Source organism: Streptomyces sp. SYSU D01066-1 (genome assembly GCF_054956795.1).
In genome coordinates this window covers 13,769-31,283 of sequence record NZ_JBUDHV010000022.1, presented here as the reverse complement: position 1 = coordinate 31,283, position 17,515 = coordinate 13,769, and the positions used below count along the sequence as shown (strand labels likewise).

The 17,515-nt window shown below is 72.3% G+C and carries 11 protein-coding genes; 6 read left to right on the top strand and 5 right to left on the bottom strand.

The window, feature by feature from the left end; translation table 11 throughout:
* Window positions 1-205: 205 nt before the first annotated feature.
* The 4 genes from ACY1JF_RS20385 (at window position 206) to ACY1JF_RS20370 (ending at window position 5,554) form a co-directional block, all read left to right on the top strand.
* Window positions 206-2,038 (top strand): hypothetical protein, encoded by a 1,833-nt coding sequence (locus tag ACY1JF_RS20385; RefSeq protein WP_462706597.1) that lies wholly within the window; start codon window positions 206-208, stop codon window positions 2,036-2,038.
* Window positions 2,035-2,328 (top strand): hypothetical protein, encoded by a 294-nt coding sequence (locus ACY1JF_RS20380; RefSeq protein ID WP_462706596.1) that lies wholly within the window; start codon window positions 2,035-2,037, stop codon window positions 2,326-2,328. The genes ACY1JF_RS20385 and ACY1JF_RS20380 overlap by 4 nt, the downstream gene beginning before the upstream one ends.
* On the top strand, window positions 2,325-2,966 hold the full coding sequence (locus tag ACY1JF_RS20375; protein ID WP_462706594.1) for a nucleotide exchange factor GrpE: 642 nt from the start codon (window positions 2,325-2,327) through the stop codon (window positions 2,964-2,966). The genes ACY1JF_RS20380 and ACY1JF_RS20375 overlap by 4 nt, the downstream gene beginning before the upstream one ends.
* A gap of 83 nt (window positions 2,967-3,049) precedes the next feature.
* Window positions 3,050-5,554, top strand: coding sequence for an Hsp70 family protein (locus ACY1JF_RS20370; RefSeq protein WP_462706593.1), 2,505 nt, complete (start codon window positions 3,050-3,052; stop codon window positions 5,552-5,554).
* Between the two features lie 80 nt (window positions 5,555-5,634).
* Here the strand turns inward: ACY1JF_RS20370 and ACY1JF_RS20365 are convergent, their stop codons facing one another.
* The 5 genes from ACY1JF_RS20365 to ACY1JF_RS20345 all read right to left on the bottom strand — a co-directional run bounded on the left by ACY1JF_RS20365 (window position 5,635) and on the right by ACY1JF_RS20345 (window position 13,791).
* Window positions 5,635-6,231, bottom strand: coding sequence for a hypothetical protein (locus tag ACY1JF_RS20365; protein WP_462706592.1), 597 nt, complete (start codon window positions 6,229-6,231; stop codon window positions 5,635-5,637).
* Between the two features lie 190 nt (window positions 6,232-6,421).
* Entirely contained in the window at window positions 6,422-7,534 is a 1,113-nt protein-coding gene (locus tag ACY1JF_RS20360) for a DEAD/DEAH box helicase (RefSeq protein WP_462706591.1), read from the bottom strand.
* Window positions 7,535-7,539: 5 nt separating this feature from the next.
* Window positions 7,540-9,423 (bottom strand): DrmB family protein, encoded by a 1,884-nt coding sequence (drmB, locus tag ACY1JF_RS20355; protein WP_462706590.1) that lies wholly within the window; start codon window positions 9,421-9,423, stop codon window positions 7,540-7,542.
* A complete protein-coding gene (locus ACY1JF_RS20350; protein ID WP_462706589.1) occupies window positions 9,420-12,572 on the bottom strand; it encodes a helicase-related protein in 3,153 nt (1,050 codons plus the stop codon). Before ACY1JF_RS20350 ends, drmB begins: the two co-directional genes overlap by 4 nt.
* A 37-nt stretch (window positions 12,573-12,609) precedes the next feature.
* Complete coding sequence (locus ACY1JF_RS20345; protein ID WP_462706588.1) at window positions 12,610-13,791, bottom strand: sigma-70 family RNA polymerase sigma factor; 1,182 nt, start codon at window positions 13,789-13,791, stop codon at window positions 12,610-12,612.
* A gap of 562 nt (window positions 13,792-14,353) precedes the next feature.
* Between ACY1JF_RS20345 and ACY1JF_RS20340 the strand changes: the two genes are divergently transcribed.
* Entirely contained in the window at window positions 14,354-16,159 is a 1,806-nt protein-coding gene (locus tag ACY1JF_RS20340; RefSeq protein WP_462706587.1) for a DUF4357 domain-containing protein, read from the top strand.
* A complete protein-coding gene (locus ACY1JF_RS20335; protein WP_462706586.1) occupies window positions 16,156-17,412 on the top strand; it encodes an McrC family protein in 1,257 nt (418 codons plus the stop codon). The genes ACY1JF_RS20340 and ACY1JF_RS20335 overlap by 4 nt, the downstream gene beginning before the upstream one ends.
* Window positions 17,413-17,515: the final 103 nt, after the last annotated feature.

Below are 17,515 nucleotides of genomic sequence, written 5' to 3'. Positions count from 1 at the left end.
TCACGGCGATCTCACCGACCGCCTCCACTCACTCACCCAGGGTGACGCGCCATCCGCCGCACCGTCCGCTCCTTTCATTAATATGCTTACCCTCCGCATTGAACTCGCCAGTCGCACCCGCACGCTTGTGATGCGTTGACGTCGCCAACAGACTTCTCTACGGTGGCTGTTGCAGTGTCAGTTCTCAGGGGGGAGACGACAGACCGTGCGGGTGGACGACACCGGCGCTACCGGCCGGACCGTCACGGCGGATCTCCTGCTGGACACTGCCGAGCAAGCCTTTCTGCGGGCCGAGTTCGACGTCGTACGGCCGGTTCTCCGTCGCGTGCAGGACGAGTTCGGTACGCCCTCCGTCCCCAGGGACGCTGTGCGGTACCGCGCGTTGCGCGCCGCGCTGGCCGCGCGGGTCGGGAACTGGGACGAGGCCGTGCGGCAGTGTCCGGACCTCGGTGATCTGGACGCGGCGGAGACCGGAGTCGTGCACGCCCTCGCGCTGGCCGCCCTGCGTGCGCTCGGTGAGGAGGAGGGGAGCGGCGCCGGGCCCGGGACCGCGGCACTGGCGATCGTGCTGTGGGCTTACCTCCTGGACGAGGAGGACCCGGGGGACTTCCGCGCGGTGCTCACCGAACGGCGCGGCACCCCCGTGCCCGACGACCTCTGGGACGACGCGCGCCGCCAGCTGCTCGGACGCGTCACCGATCTGCTGCACGCCCTGGACGTCCGGGCCGGCCGGGACGTCCTCGCCGCCTGGGAGACGGCCTGGGAAGCCGAGTGCGACGCCCCTGCGGTCGATCCCACGGACGCGGGACCCGACGGCCTCCTCCCGGTCGAACGAGCCGCCTGGCAGCTCGTCGACCAGGGGCGTCACCTCGACCTTCTCCACGCCTACGCCACACGCCACCCCGACGTCGAGGCCTGGACCGCCGACTCTGTCGAACACCGCGCGTGCGCCAAGGCGCTGGGCCGGGCCCTGGCCGAGCGGGGCACCGCCCGTGTGCGGGCCCGCGAGTGGAGCCAGGCCCTCGCGGACATCGACCGGGCGGTACGGCTCGGGCACGCCCTCGGCGCCGGGGAGCGGGCGGACGTACTCAAGGCGGGAAACGAGGTGGGGCGGAGCCGCAACGGGTACGGCTACTCCCCCGTCACGCGGATCCAGGGCCTGGAGCTGGCCCACGCGCTGGTGCCGGAGGACCGCTCGCTGGCCGCCGAACTCACCGCCGAGCTGGTGCGGCAGGGCACCAAGGTCCTTGAGAGCAATCCCCAGGAGAGCCGGAACCGTTACCGCCGCGCCCTCGAACTGGCCCCCCGGGACCGGGACGCCCGGTCAGGTCTCGACAAACACCTGAAGGCGGACCTGGACCGGGCGCTCGACGGGACGCTGCGTGGGGAGAAGCCGCGCGTCAGCGACGTACAGGGTCTGCTCAGGCGCCACCCGGACCACGAACCGGCCCGGAGATGGCTCGTCGACCACTACATGACGCGCGCCGTGACCGCCGCGTCCCGGGGACGTGCCTCCACGGCGCGGTCCGCCGCACGCAAGGTGCTCCAGTACGAGGGCTACGACGGCCCGCACGCGGAGAGCCACGTCGACCAGGTGCTCGTCGACCTACTGGTCGACGCGGCCCGGCGCTCCGGTGCCGAGGAGACCCGGACCGGCCTGGAGCGCTGCGTCGACCTGCTGCGCACGGCCGTGACGTTCACCGAGCCGGTCCGCGGCGACGTCAGGAGAAGGCTCGACGCGGCGGTCCTCCGTCTGGCCGAGCACCTGGAGGCCACCGCGTCCCCTTCGGACGTCATCGCACTGTTCCTGCGGGACCTGATCCGCATCGGTGCGGGCGCGCGCTTCGACCGGACCGTGGAAGCCGCCTACCTGCGCCGCGCCCGGGCCCGGGAGGAAGCGGGGGACCTCGGCGGGGCGCGGCAGGATCGCGCGTGCGCGGAACGGATCGGGGCCGGGCTCCCGGACCAGGGCCTGCTGTTCGGCCCCGCCCCGAAGCGGCAGAACCTCGACGACACCGGACAGGAAGCCCTCTTTTGACCACCGACACGCCCGACGCGTCCACGCCTCGGGGCGAGGAAGCCGTACCGCTCCCGCTGCCCTGGTTCGGCCCCACGCTGTACGAACTCGTCCCGGGCCTCGCCCTCGGTGCGCGGTCCCCGGTGCTCCACACCACGGCGGCCCGGGCCATCGCCTCCGCCCGGCACGATCCGGTCCGGCGGGAGCACCTCCACCGTGCCGACCAGGCCTCGCACGGTGCCGTCGCCGCCCTGGTCGCCGAAATGCTCACCCCTCCACTGCCCCGCCCCGACACCGAGGACCGCCCGTGAACGGTGCCCATCCGGCGAGCCCCGCCGGTCCGCCCTCCGAACTCGACAGACTGCGGCGCAGGGTCGAGGCCCTGTCCCGCAAACGCGACGAGGCCGAGGACCGGCTGCGCGCCCTCCTGACGTCCCTGCTGCCGCTGGACGACCTGCTCGCCGACACCCGGCGCCGGGCGGGCGGCCTGCACGAGGCGCGCTCCGCCCGGGAGACGGCCTCGGTGGCCGTGGCGCTGGGCGAGCAGATCGAGGCGGCGCGGGTGATGCTGCGCGGCGAGTTGGCCCGGCACGACGTGGTTCCGATGGAGGTGGTGGGCAGGGCGGCCGATCCGGCTCAGATGCGGGTGGTCGACGCCGAGCCCCACCCGACCGTCCCGGACGGCACCGTGCTGAGGGAGAAGGCGACCGGTTTCCGTCTGGGCGCCTCCGTCCTGCGGCCCGCGCAGGTGGTCGTCGCGGTCCCGGGCCCCGCGCCGGAGTCAGGGCCGGACACCCCGGCGACAGGTGACGGCACGGAACCGGCGGCACCCGAGACCCCCCGCCCCACTCGCGGCGAGCGGACGCAGCCACGCCGTACCCCGCGCTCCCGGCGGGGTCTGCCCCGCAAGCCCTCCGCCCGCCGCAAGCGGCGCCCCCGGCGCGGCTGACGAGGCGGCGGCACCCGCACCGGCTCCGCCCGTTCCACGCCCACGCCCACTCACACTTCCACGACGATCGGGAAGCACCCTCCATGCACCGGACCCTCGGCATCGACCTCGGCACCACCAACTCCGTCACCGCCTGGCTGCACGACGGTATTCCCGTCGTCCTGCCCAACCGGTACGGCGAACAGGCCACCCCCTCGGCCCTCGGGGTCGGCTCCCACAACGCCCTGCTGGTCGGGCGGGAAGCCCTCAACTGGCGTGACGCGGCGCCCGCTTCCGTGATCACGGAGGTCAAGCGGCTGATCGGACGGCGTTGGGAGGACGAGTCGGTGCAGGAGGCGCTGAAGGCGCGTCCCGCCGACGCGCCGCCCGTCCGGGAGGGCGCCGGAGGCTCGGTGGAGATCCGGCTCGGTGCGCACTACCTCTCCCCGGTGCAGGTCTCCGCCATCCTGCTGCGGCGGCTCAAGCAGGACGCCGAGAGTGCCGCGGGCGTCCCGTTCGGCCGTGCCGTGATCACCGTGCCGGCGTACTTCGCCGAACCGCAGTTCGCCGCCGTACGGGAGGCCGGGCGGCTGGCCGGACTCCATGTCGCGCGGATCGTGGAGGAACCAACCGCCGCCGCCCACGCCTTCGGGGTCACGCCCGGTACGGGGGGCGCCGAGGACTACGCCACCGTGCTCGTCTTCGACCTGGGCGGTGGCACCTTCGACGTGTCGCTCCTGTGGATGGGTCCGGGCTACTTCAGGGTGGGCAAGCTGGGCGGCGACAACCTCCTCGGCGGCACCGATTTCGACGCGCTGCTCGACCGCCACCTGCGCGAGCGGCTCGGCGGACGGGACCACGGCGGCGAGGGCGACGCCTCCCGCATCCGGGCCGCCGCCGAGCGCGCGAAGATCGAACTTTCGGCGCGGGACGTTTCCGAGGTGACGCTCGCCCCACTCGGGCGCCGAGGAGGATCCTGGTCCGGTGTCGTGCGCCGCGAGGACTTCGAGCGCCTTCTCGCCACGCACCTGCGCCGGATGCGGGGGGAGGTCGAGTCGGTGCTGAAGGACGGCGACGCGCTGCCCGAGGACATCAGGCACGTGCTGCTGGTGGGCGGTTCCACTCGTGTCCCCGCCGTGCGGCAGGGCCTGGCGGAACTGTTCGGCGCGGACAAGGTGTCGCACGCGGTGGACCCCATGACAGCCGTCGCCCAGGGCGCCGCCGTGGAGGCCGGGCTCCTGAGCACCCTCGGCTGCCCCTCCGAGACCTGCACCGTCGAGGGCATCCCCGTCGCCGCCGACGCCTGCCCGTCCTGCGCCACCCCGCTCCTCGGGACGGCCACCGTGGACTGCCCGGTCTGCCACGTTCCCGCCCCCGAGCTGACCGCCGCCTGCCCCGTGTGCGCCACGGACCTGTCCGGCCTGCGCGCGGCGGCTCCGACGGCCGGACACGCGGAGTGCCCGGAGTGCGGCCGGGACGACAACCCCGCCTCGGCGGCGGTCTGCCTCGACTGCGACGCGCCGCTGGCCCCGGACGGGCTGAAGTGCCCCGGCTGCGGCATGACCAACGCCGCCGGTCTCGACTCCTGCTCGTTCTGCGGCGGACACTTCGGCACCGCCGTGCCCCAGCAGGTCACCGCGCAGCACATCGGACTCCAGCTCACGGACGGCACCGTGCACGTGCTCTTCCCCAGCGGCACGCCGTACCCGACCGAGCGGCACCGGGTGGACGACCTCGCGGTGCGGGACGACAGCGGCGGCCACGTGTGGTTCCGCCTCTGGGAGGGCCCGCACCTGCGCTCGGCGGAGCGCAACGAGTTCTGCGGCGGCTTCGCCCACGAGCGCACCGACGGTCTCCGTGGTGACGTACCGCTCACCCTTCGGGTGCGGCTCGACGCCGACCGGACCCTCGACTTGCAGTACCGGCTGGGTTCCGGCGACTGGGAGAAGGCCCGGCTGCGCCGCAGCACCGTCCCCGCCGCCGTCACGCGCAAGGCGTCCGAGCTCCACGCCGCGTACCTCGCGTACCTCAAGGAGTGGGAACGGGAGGTCACTCCCGCCGAGCTGGACGTCCTCACGGAGATCGGGACGGACCTGGCGGCGCTCACCAGAGGAGAGAACGTGGGCCGCTCCCTGGACGGACTGCTGGACGCGGCCCACGACACCCTGGACCTGTGTACCCGTGCCCGGGGCGCCGCCGCCCGGGCGGGCGTCGTCGCCGGGAGCGGACGCGGACTGCTGCCGCCGGGGCTGGTGGAGGACCTGCGGAAGGCCAGGGAAGCGGTCACGGACGCCCGCCGGGCCATGGGCATCGACGGACTGCGGGCCGCCACGGAACGGGCCGAGGAGCTGTGGACCGGGCTCGACCCGGCGGTCCGCACCTCGCTCATCACCGTCCGCCTGGCCGAGCAGGACTCCTACCCGGCGACGCTCCGCAAGGAGGTCCTGGCCGCCCGCGACGCGCTGCGGGACGCCGTGGAACGAGGTGACCAGGCCGCCCAAGACACCCAGTTGGTACGCCTCGGGCGCCTCGCCGAGCAGGGCCGCGGCCGGCTCGCGGAGGGGAGCGTTCCGTCCACCACCGGGAGCGTCCTGCCGTCGAAGCGCTGACCGGCGGCGTCCATGGCGCGGTGCAGGGCGTATGCGGTCCTGCACCGCCTTCGGTGACCCGTCTCCCGAGGAGGGGCGTGCTACGCGTCAGCCCCTGACCATGACTCCGGCGGCGGGCCGAACGCGCGACGGCCGGCCCGCACCGTCAAGGCGGCGAGTGCGGCGTTGCCACCGCCGCCGATCACGGCGCCAATGCCGAACGGTGCCACTCGGCCGAGAACGATGATGCCCTGCTTGGTCCCGTACTTGGTGATGAAGTTCTTCCCCAGGATCCCGTTGATCTGGCGCAACGTCTCGACAGGCACTTTGGCGACCACCTGTCGTCCCCAGTGCTGCCCCGTGCGCTCAGCGACCTTGCCGATGGTGGCGGAGCCGGACCCGCCGAGCATGACTCCCATCACGATCGTCCGGCGACGCTCCAGCTCGTCGAGGGGGACGCCGTGGACTTCGGCGAGCGAGAGGGCGAAGAGTGCGCTCAGTTCGAGGGACGAGAGGGTCTCGCCCGCCGACAGGGCCAGCGCCACTCCGGTGCCGACGCCCGGCGCGGCCGCGGCTCCGCCGACCGCCGCTCCCGTCCCGGTCAGGGCACTGACGTACATCCGTTCCAGGGTGCGGATCACCTGGGCCGGTGTCGCCTCGGGGTTGCGCTGACGGGCCCGGACGATGTTCTTGGTCACCAGCGGACTCTGGACGGCGATCGCCTTGTCCAGCAGGGCGAGGACTCGCTGCCCCCGCCCGGGCTCCGACTGCTCCGGCCCGTCAGTAGCACCTGTCGACATGCTTTGAACTCCTTGTGTGGTCATGTTCGGGTCATCACGTCGTGAAGGGGTCGCAGCGGGACACGCCCGCTGAAGGACTCGGTGGGCCTCACTCCGTCGCCACCCGGCCCCGTAGCCCTTCCAGGTGCCGCGGTAGCCTGCTGCCCTGCCACCCCAGCACCAGCCGCTCCCGGGCGCGGGTGATCATGACGTAGTACGCCATCCGCAGGCTCGCCGCCGTGGGGTCGGTGGCGGCGTCGGACTCCGCGTCGGGGATGACGACGGTGTCGAAGTCGAGGCCCTTGACGCTGGCGCGGTGGACGAGGACGACGCCGGGACGGGCCAGGTCGAGGTCGCGGTAACGGCCGGAGGAGGCCGCCGAGCTGTAGAGCTGGGGTTCGCGGGCGAGACCGGCGCGTTCCAGGCGGCGCATCAGGTCGGCCGACGTACGCAGCGAGTTGACGATGACGCCGACGCGGTCCCGTGGGTGGCGGGCCGCCAGGCCGGCGATGTCGTCGGTGAGGGCCTGGGCGCCGGAGTAGTGGCGGACGACGGGCAGTGTCCCGCCGCGGAAGGGCACGTCGGGGCGGGTGCCGCCCGTGCGGAAGTGCTCCGCGAGGGAGGCGATCTCGCGGCTGTTGCGGTGGTTCCCGGTGATCTCGATCCGGCCCGTGGAGCGGCCGAGGGCGCCGGTGATCTCGGTGAGGGTCGAGTTCGTCTCGGTGAGGCGCTGGCACTCGTCGGCGAAGACCGTGACGGAGGCGGCGGCGAGGCGGACCAGTCGGTAGAAGCCCGGTGACAGGTCCTGGCCCTCGTCGACGACGAGGTGGGGGGCGGTGGCCTCGTTCTCACCGAGGGTGGCGGCGGCCTGGTGGGTGAGGGCCGTCCAGTCGAACCAGCCGTCCTGGGTGCGCGGTGCGCCGTATCCGAAGTGGCGCAGGACCCAGCCGTGGACGGTGGCGGCCTCGACCGGTGTGCCGGGCACCGTGAGGCCCTGGAGCATGCCGCTCAGGAGCTGACGCAGGAGGTTGGAGCGGGACAGCAGCAGGGTGGGGCGGCCGGTGAGGGCGAGGTGGACGGCGCGGTGTGCGGCGAGCAGGCTCTTGCCGCTGCTGGGCGGGCCGCTGACGACATGGTGGCCCGTCAGCGGCAGTGCGTCCAGGCAGTCGCGTTGGGAGGGGGTGAGATCGGAGTGGAGCACAGGGGTGTTCTCGGTGGTCATGGATGTCACCCCTGGGCGATGACCGCGGCGGACTCGCGGCTCGCGGTGAGGACGTCGGTGAAGTAGCCGGGCACGCGGGCGGAGCCGACGACCAGGGCGCGGTCGAGCAGGGTGTTTCCGGTCTGGCAGCTGGTCTCGGGCAGCAGGGTGCAGGCGTGGCAGGCGGCCCGGTTGAGGTTGCCGAAGCCCTGCCCGGTGTGCTCCGCGCACAGCGGGTCGGCGGAGCACCAGGCGGCCGCCTCCAGCATCCGGATGAGCGTCTCGGCGAAGTGCGGTGCCTCGCCCTGCCGGACCAGGCCGCCGAGGGTGCCCTCCGCGTCACCGGCGGCCGTGTAGATCAGCAGTCCGCGCTGGCCGTACTCGGGGCGACCGTAGACGCGCTCGCGCAGGCTGGCGGTGGTGTAGCCGGAGTCGAAGGAGAGCTGGCGGATGAGGAGGTGGGCGACGGTGTGCAGGAGCAGGAAGCGGGGCGAGAGTTCGCTGCCGGTCGTCTCGGCGAGCTGTTCCTCGCGGAACGACGCGTCGAGGTCCGTACGGACACCGTGGACGTGGGCCCGCACGCGGGGGTCGTTCTCCCAGGCGGTGAGGCGCTGCTCGTCGAGGGTGAGGACGATGCCCTCGCCGTAGACCTCGGTCGCGGGCAGCCAGCGCAGGCGGCCGCTGGTGTCGGCGGGTACGAGGGTGCCACCCGGGGAGTGGCGACGGAAGCCGGTCAGCGCCCGCACCTCGCGGAGGCGGTCGGCGAGGACGACACCGCCGACGTGTGCGTCGAGGGCGGCCCAGGGCTCCTCCTGCTCACCGTCCAAACCGAGTCCACCGCGCCGGACCGCGAACTCGCGGGTGGGTTCCGGAAGGTACGTGGCGTCGAAGGCGTACCACTCGTCGCGGCTCAAGTCCGTCTTCTCGGGCTCTCCGGGCCCAGGCCGGTCGGGGGCCGACGGTACCGGGGCGCCCGTGGCCTCCGTGACGAGCTGGTCGATAAGGCTGTCGGAGGCGCCGGTGTCCTCCTTGATCATGCCGCGGAAGGTGTCGGCCCTGGGCGTGCCGAGTGCGTCGAGCAGGAGGGGCCAGAAACCGTGGCCCAGGACGGTCTCCGTCATGTTCCGCTCCGCGCGCGGGGCTTCGGCGGTCTGCGGGATGTCGAGGGCCGAGTAGACAGCCGGGTAGTAGACGTTCCCGGCGGTGCGCTGCACGATGTGCGCCTGCTGGCCGCAGGACGTCCTGGCGTCCCAGTGCTGCCAGGGGTTGCGGCCCGCGCAGTGTCCGCTCTGGGGGCCGAGGACGTCGAGCAGGTCGCGTTCGGCGCCGCAGGGCTTGCCGCCGTCCCTGGTCGCTCCGCAGCGCACCGAGAGCGCTTCGAGTCCGGAGGCGCGGTCGGCGACGCGGAAGCTGAGCCGGCGCGCCTTCCAGACGTGCTTCGACTCGGAACAGGACTGCCGCAGTTCGGGCGTGAGCTTCGAATGCGCCCAGTACCACCAGTCGACGTCGTCCAGGTGTCCGTCCGGGCAGATGCGGACGAACCTCATCGGGGTGAGACGGGGTGCGGCCGAGCAGGACGTGCAGACGGGCGGCTCACCCGGCTTCTCGTCTTCGCGCAGGAAGCGGACCATGGCCCGGCAGGAGCCGCAGAACAGCCAGCCGGGGAAGCGCACATAGGGGACGCCGGGGCGATCGGCGCTGTCGTAGCGGTCGTTGAGGGTGTGGGGAGCGGCGAAAAAGCCCTTGACGCCGAGGCGGGCGGCGAGCCGTTCGGAGGGGACGGGGGTCTTGAGGTCCGGCCACCTCTCGATGCCGGCGGCGGCGAAGGACTCGCCCTGGACGTCCAGTACCGCACCCACGCCGAACGGCAGCACGGTCTGCGCCTGACGGACGCGGAGTTTGCGCTTCACTTTCCTGCTCCCGTCACCGTGATCTGGCACTCGCGATCCACGCTGCGCATCGAATTGAGGGTCTCCCACAGGCCGTAGCGCTGCTCGAAGCCCTTGAGCAGGTTGTGCTGGCCCTTGCCCTGGCTGCGGTAGTAGAGGTCCTTGCCCTCGGCGGCGGCAATGCCGGCCTGCCGGTACCAGTCGTCCAGGAGGTAGCCGAGTTCCGCTCGTACGTCGGCGCGTACCGCCTCGGCGTCGGCTCCCGTGGCGCCGCGCTCGGCGGTCGCGGCACGCTCGGCGAGGGCGTCGGCGATCCGCGCCGCTTCCTTCTTGTGGCCGGTGATCCGTCCGGCGCTGTTCTCGGCGGCCAGGCCGAGCCGGTGGCGGACCAGGATGACGAGCGCGGCGTGCAGGGCACGGCGGCGAGCGGGCAGGGACCAGGGGGTGACGCTGGCGGGTTCGACGTAGCGGTAAAGCGCTCGGTGGTAGTCCATGAAGGTCTCGTAGTGGGACCGGTCGCGCGGACGCGTGGCGTTGAAGTAGGTGACGACGAGTCCGGGCACGTGGTGGCGGCCGACGCGGCTGGTGGCCTGGATGTACTCGGCGGTGGTCTTGGGCTGGCCCTGCATGAGCATGTACGCGAGCCGCTTCACGTCGACGCCGACGGAGAGCATGTTGGTGCACGGCAGGAACGACACCGACCGAGGGTCCGTCCAGGGCTTTTCGAGGCGGTCGAGGAGGATGGGCTGATCGGCGCGCTTCACACTGCTGTCGAGTTGCTGCACCTGCTCGCCGGCCAGTTCGCGGGTGCCGGCGCCCTCGTCGAGGCCGCGGAGCTGGGCGGGAATGTCGTCGCCGGCCGCGGTGACGGTACGGCCGAGTTCGCGCAGGCTGTGATGGTAGGCGACGAGGGTCCAGTAGTCATCGCGGTGTTCCTCGGGGAGCTGGTGGACGCCCTGGAGCATGGCCGCCGTCGTCGTGACGGCACCGCGGCCCGCGGTGTGGCCCTGTGCCATGACGCCGAGGTAGAGGCGGCCGGGGCGGCCGGTGTCGGGGACGGCGAAGAAGCTGTCACAGGCGTCGAGTCCGGACGGCGGAAAGAGCTGGACGTCCTGGTGGTGCAGGGCGCGGACCTGTTCGGCGGAGCGCCGGATGGTGGCCGTAGCGGCGACGATCTTGGGCGGGCGGCCGTCCGGGCCGGTGCACAGCTCCAGGACGGCCGCCTCGTAGAGGCCGACCGTGGTGCCGAGCGGACCGGTGAGCAGGTGCAGCTCGTCCTGGATGATCAGGGAGGGGGGCCGGTGGCCGGTGCCCGCGCCGAAGAGGCTGCCGGAGTCGGGCTCCCAGGCGAGCCGGGCGAACTTGTCGACGGTGCCCAGGACGAAGGTGGGCGGGTCCTGGTAGAGGTGCTGGTCGACGACGGCGACGGGCAGGAGGTCGTGGAAGGCGCACTCGTCGCGGGTGCAGTGGAAGGCGAACTCGTCCGCCCCGGCGCGGATTCCGTAGTCGGAGCGGACGCTGGACCAGGTGGGCGGCATGATGCGGGTGCCGCACCACGGGCAGCGGTCGAGGATGAAGACGTCCTCGGGGTGGCTGGCGTCGCGCTGCTCGTCGAAGGCGGTCTTGGCCGCCTGGAACTTGTTCGGGGTGGTGGTGTCGCCGACCCACAGGCCGATGGTGACGGGCTCACCGCCGAGGCCGAGTGCGGGTTCCGTGCGGCGAAGGTGTTCCAGGGCGCAGATCGTGGTGGCGGCGCGCTGGAACTGCTGGGTGGTGAGCAGACTGAGGGTGTAGCGGCTGAGCACGGTGGTGCCGCCGCCTTCGCCGCGGATCCGGCGCAGGGCGATGGTGAAGGCCGCCAGGAGCAGATACGCCTCGGTCTTGCCACCGCCGGTGGGGAACCAGATCAAGTCGGTGGTCTCCCGGTCGCGGTGTCCGGGATCGACGACGCCGTCGAGCGCGAGGAGGAAAAAGGCGAGCTGGAACGGGCGCCAGGTGGCCTTGGGGTCGACGGGCGGGTCGAGGGCCACGTCGATGTCGGAGCGAAGGCGCCGCTGTCCTGCCTGGTCGGGCGCGGAGTGCCGCATCTGGAGCAGCATGGCGCGCTGGGCGATGCGGAAGGCGTCGAGGAGTTCAGGGCGAGCGGGGTCGCACAGGGTACGGACGCCAACCTCGATGCGGGTGACTGCCTGGCGGACGCGGCCGAGGATGCGCTCCGCCGCTTCGCGGCCCCAGGGCGGCACCTCGACGGATTGCTGGCCCACGTACCAGGCGTGGTAGGAGGCGGCGAACTCGGCAAGTTCCTCTCGGAGTTGCTCCCGGTCGACGGCCGGGTCGGCCAGGTGGGAGAGCGTGAGCGCGGGGGCGTCGAGCGGGCCGCCGGCCCGGACGGCGGGCACCTCGGCGCGTGGCAGGACTTCACTGGCGAGGTGCTCGACACCGCCGTCCTCGCCGTGGTCCTCGCGGACGGCGCAGCCGTGGCCGACGGCGTGCGTGACGACGTGCCGGTACTGGAGGCGCAGTTCGCGTTCCTCGGGATCGCGACTGGCGAGCCGGACGCTGGGATACGGCAGCACGGCACCGCCAGCGGGGCGGACGCTGAGCCCGCACTGGAACAGCATGTCGTCCCAGTCCGGCGCCTTGTCGTGGGCGCCGTCGTGGTGCCTCTCGTTGACCAGGGCCACGGTGACGAGGGTGCCCGGGCCGTAGGAGCGGCGAGTCAGCTGGATCTTCGCGCGGCCGTCGAGGACGACCACCTCGTCCCGGTCGGGTCCGATGGTGTGTGTTTCCGGCGTGAGAGGGATGCGCTGCCAGCGCCGGCCGCGCCCGGGTTCGTTCCGCTGCGTCTCGTAGCGGGCGGCGGCGCAGCTGACCTGGACGTTCACGGCATCGGTGTAGAAGCTGATGCCGAGGGACGCGGGCAGCCAGCTGTTGGTCTCGGGCACGGGGTCGGCGGCCGGGGCCGCGTCGGGGGCGTCCTGCTCGGCGCCGGGAGCCTCGGGGTCGTCGGCTGCGAGGTCGAGCCGGCGCTGACGGTCCGCCTGTTGCGGGTAGAGCGTGCCCATCAGGTACTGCCGGTCCGGCGGCGCGTCGAGCACCTCGTGGTCACCGCCGACGGGGCCGACGAGCTGCCGGGTGAGGTAGTCGACCAGCTCCTGGCGCGGGTCCATGTGCGGGTTCCTTCGTATCAGGTGAGATGCGGCAGGTTCACTGGTGCGCCGGGATCATTCCGTGGCGGATCAGCTGGCCGCGGAACTTGGCCTTGGCCTTCGACTCGATCTGGCGGATGCGCTCGCGGGTGACACCGAAGACGACCCCGATGTCCTCCAGCGTGTCCGGCTCGTCACCGTCGAGTCCGGTGCGCCGGATCAGGACGTGCCGTTCACGCTCGGTGAGATGCTCCAGGACGTGGCGCAGGCGCGCTTGAAGTTCCTTGCGGAGCAGCACGGCCGGAGGCCCCGGCAGTCGGCTCGGCCCGATGATCAGATCGCCGAGGGTGGCGTCATCCCCGATGATCCGGTCCAGGGAGTCGGTAGGCCGGCTGATCCGGCGCACCTCCTCCACCTCTGCGAAGGTGAGGCCGGTCGCGTAGGCTACGTCGGCGACCGTTCTGGAGCGGCCTTCGTGCAGCAGCTTGCGCTCGGCCGTGGCGACCTTGCTGACTCTTTCGTGCATGTGTACGGGTATCCGGATCAGGGTGCCCTCGTCGGCGACAGCCCGGGTGATGGCCTGCCTAATCCACCACGTCGCGTAGGTCGAGAGCTTGTAGCCCTTGCCGACGTCGAATTTACGGATCGCGCGCATCAGTCCGATGGTTCCGTGCTGCACGAGGTCATCGGCGTCGAGTCCTCGGCCCTGATACCCCAGCGCGATTTTCCACACGAGCCGCTGGTTGTGCCGGACAAGACACTCGTAGGCACGCCACCGCTCACCGTCACGGGGCAACTTCGCGATCTCGTCCGCCGGGACATCGCGGCCGAGGCGGTCGGCGTCGTCGCGGAGGAGCAGGGCGAGGCCGACTTCCTCGTGCGCCGTAAGCAGTGTTCTGCCCGGGTCGCGGCGCCACCGGTCGGCTTCCAGAACGACCCGGGCCGCGCGGACGGCGTCCCGCAGTCCGTCATCCGTCACGGAAGCAGCGGAACGGGGCGCGCGCTTCTTGCCGGTCGGCGGCTTCGAGGACACCGACGAAGCGGGCGCGGAGGTCACAGAACGGCCCGACCGTGCATCGGTGCGCGTCCGGGCGGACGTGCGGGGTGACCGGGGACGGGTGATCGGGAAGTCCGCTGCCAGCTCCCGTGCTTCGGACGGGCCGAGCCCGTGGAGCCGTACGACGCCGTCGTGGGCAAGCTTGCCGACCGTGCCGTCGGCGTCGGCGTAACGGGCCAGCATCCGCCGGGCCCGGGCCAGGCGTCCGGCCGCTTCGCTGTGAGCGGGCGCGAGTTCGGGAGCGGAGTGCTGCCACCCGCCGGGGGGCGGCATGCTCCCTGCGGCTCGCGGAGCCGACACGGCGGCCGAATCCGCTTCGGAAGTCCGCAGTGCTTTCCCCCGCGAGGACCTCACCCGCAGGCCGACAGCGGCAAGCCCACTGCGGAGCCTCCGCTGCTGCTCGTCGCTCGTGAGCCCGAGCCGATTCGCCTCCAGGGCGAAGACCCGATGACTCACGGAACCCGAACGAGACGCGGAGCGCCTCAGCCTCTCGATGACCGACGGCAACTCCGCCTCAATCGTGCGCCGCCTGGCCTCGGCCGTCGGCTCCCCACCCATAGTGCCCCCCCACTTGAGCGTCCAGCACCCGGCCGCACCAGAAGGGCCAACCGGACACATCCGCACCATACGGCTGACACGTTTACGCCGTCAACAGGTTCACCATCGGTGTTCGAACGCCAATTGACAACGTCAACAGGTAAGGTACGGGGCGTTCGCGCCGACCTCACCGCACGGAAGGTCACCCATGCCGCAGCCCGACCGCCTCCCCGGCACGCCCGACTTCCACCTCAGGCTTCCCAAGGACGGCGGTGAGGCGCGCGGGCACCTGCTCGCCGAGTTCGGCGGCAACGGCACGTACAAGTTCCTCCTGCGGAAGGGTTCCGTGGTGGCCGCCGACGCGTGGCCCGGGCTCGGCGACCACGCCCGCCGCAACCGCGCGGACCTGCGTGCGAGCGGTGCCCTCGTCGAAGCCCCGGCCGATCCCGGCGTTCCGCAGGCGCCGCGCCGCCTGGTGGCCACCCGGGACATCGAGTGCAACTCCTCCTCGGCCGCCGCCGCGCTCGTGTACGGCTACGACGCCTCCGGCCCCGAGTCGTGGCGTACCGCGGAAGGCCATCCGCTCGCCGACTACCTCTCCACCGGCTGGCGCCCTCCGCGCAAGGCGTGGCTGGTACGCGGTTCCAACGTCTCCGGGCGCAACCTGGTGCGGCACCTGTGGCTGCGGGAGGGCTTCGTCTCGCTCGCGGCCGCGCATCTGCCGCCCCTGGAGGAGACCGATCCGACCAAGAGCGCGCTGCGCCGTTACGTCGAGGAGGGGTACGAGGGGGCGGCCTCGTACAACCAGAAGCGCGGCCTCGTCGACGAACTGCACGCCTTCCTCACGCAGATGCGCGTCGGCGACACCGTCGCCACCATCGGTGACGGACGGCTGCACGTCGGGCGGATCACCGGGAACGCCGTACAGACCTCGTCGCCGGACGGGCTGTCCAATGTGCGCAGGACCGTCGACTGGTTGCCGCGCAGCCACGCGTACGAGGACCTGCCGGAGGAAGTGCAGCAGAAGCTGTCCGTCCAGCACGACGTCGTCGACCTGACCGGAGTGCTGGAGGTGCTCGACGGACTCACCGGGCGGAACGAGCGCCCGGCTCCGGCGGAACCCGCCGCGGAGCGGTCGGCCCCGCGGGAGCTGTCGCTGCCGCACGTCACCGAGGCGCTCGCCGCCGACCTGCTCGTCCACGACCGCGCCTGGCTGGAGGAGATGCGCGAACTCCTCATCGACGAAAGGCAAATGGTTCTCTACGGTCCGCCGGGCACCGGCAAGACCTATCTGGCGATGAGGCTCGCCGAGTACTTCGGCGGCGGTCCGGAGCAGGTCAAGATCGTGCAGTTCCACCCCTCGTACGCCTACGAGGACTTCTTCGAGGGGTTCCGGCCCGTGGAGGACCCCGAGACGAGGGAGGTGGCCTTCCGGCTGACGGCGGGTCCGCTGCGGGAGCTGGCCGATCTCGCCTCGCGCGAGGGCAACCGGCACGTCCCGCACTTCCTGATCATCGACGAGATCAACCGCGCCAACCTGGCGAAGGTCTTCGGCGAGCTGTACTTCCTCCTGGAGTACCGGACGAAGTCGGTCCGCCTCACCTACTCCGGCGACGACTTCGCCCTGCCGCCCAACCTCTTCGTGATCGGCACGATGAACACCGCCGACCGGTCGATCGCCCTGGTGGACGCGGCGATGCGGCGCCGCTTCGCGTTCGTGGAGCTGTCCCCGCGTACCGAACCGACCGCCGGCCTGCTCGCGCGCTGGCTGGCGCGTGAGGGCAAGGACGCGGAGCCCGCCCGTCTCCTCGACGCCCTCAACGCCCGTGTCGACGACCCCGACTTCGCCATCGGACCGTCGTACCTGATGAAACCGGGCGTGTACCGCGACGGCGGCCTCGAACGGACCTGGCGCACCAAGATCCTGCCGCTGCTGGAGGAACACCACTACGGCGAAGGCCTCGACGTCACCGCGCGCTACGGTCTCGACGCGCTGCGCGAGCAGCACCCGTGACTGTGCCCGCGGCCGAGGTCACGCTGCACGAGTACGGGCCCGCCGTCTCCGTCCCGCTGGACGCCGCGGCCGGGCGGGCCCTGGCCGCCTCCGGCGTGCTCAGCGGCGCGGCCCCCGATCCCCACCGGAACGGGTACTGGCTGCTGCGCGCGGGCAGCCGGGTCGGCGCCGTACGCACGCCCGGCGGCCTGGTCGTACGGATCATGCCCAAGACGCCGGTGACCAGGCTGTTCTTCCTCCTCGGGTTCAGCCTCGACCCGGCCCGCGCTTGGCGTGACGGCGGGGAGGGGACGGTCGACACCGGCGCGTACGACGATGTCGTACCCGCACTCGCGCACGCGGTGGAGCGGCAGATCGACGCGGCGCTGCGGCTGGGAGTGCTCCAGGGCTACCGGGAAGCCGAAGAGTCGGCGCTCGTGGTGCGCGGCAGGGTGCGGGAAGCCGAGCAGATCCGGCGGCACTTCGGCCGTACGCCGCCCGTGGAGATCACCTACGACGCGTACACCGCCGACACCGCCGAGAACCGCATCCTGCGCACCGCCGTCGAGCGGCTGCTGCGGCTGCCGGACGTTCCCGGTCCCGTCCGGCGGCGTCTGGCTCGTCAGCGGGTGCGGCTGGCCGACGCGCTGCCGCTGACACGGGGCCGGGAACTGCCGCGTTGGCAGCCGTCCCGGCTCAACTCCCGCTACCAGCCCGCGCTGCGGCTCGCCGAAGCCGTACTGCGCGGCACCTCGCCGGAGCACCGGCCGGCCGGAGCCGAGCCACTGACCGTGGACGGCTTCCTCCTCGACATGAACAAGCTGTTCGAGGACTTCGTGACCGTCGGGCTGCGCGAGGCGCTCAGGGAGCACGGCCTGACCGCGCGTCTCCAGGACCCCCATTACCTCGACGTCGCGCGCCTCGTGGGCATGCGCCCCGACCTGGTCGTCCGCACGGGTGACGGCCGTACCCCGCTCGCCGTCGTCGACGCCAAGTACAAGGCCGGGAAGGCCGACGGACTCCCCAACGCCGACCTGTACCAGGCACTCGCGTACGCCACCGTGCTCGGTCTGCGCGAGGCACACCTGGTGTACGCGGCCGGAGGGCGGCCCGAGCGCTGCCACGAGGTGCGCGGGACGGCGGCGGGCCCGGATGGGCGGGGCGTGCGGATCCACCAGCACAGCCTCGACCTCTCCCATGAACCGGAACGGCTCCTCGCGGCTTTCCGGAAGATCACCGGGCGACTGGCGTCCGGGAGGAAGGCAGGGGCCTGATGCCTCCGGCCCGGCCTCGCCCAGAGCTTCCGGGCCGGCCACGCCACCCTGGGGAGGACCGGTTGGAGGCGCTCCAGCACCTCGCCGAGGGGTCCGGCCCGAA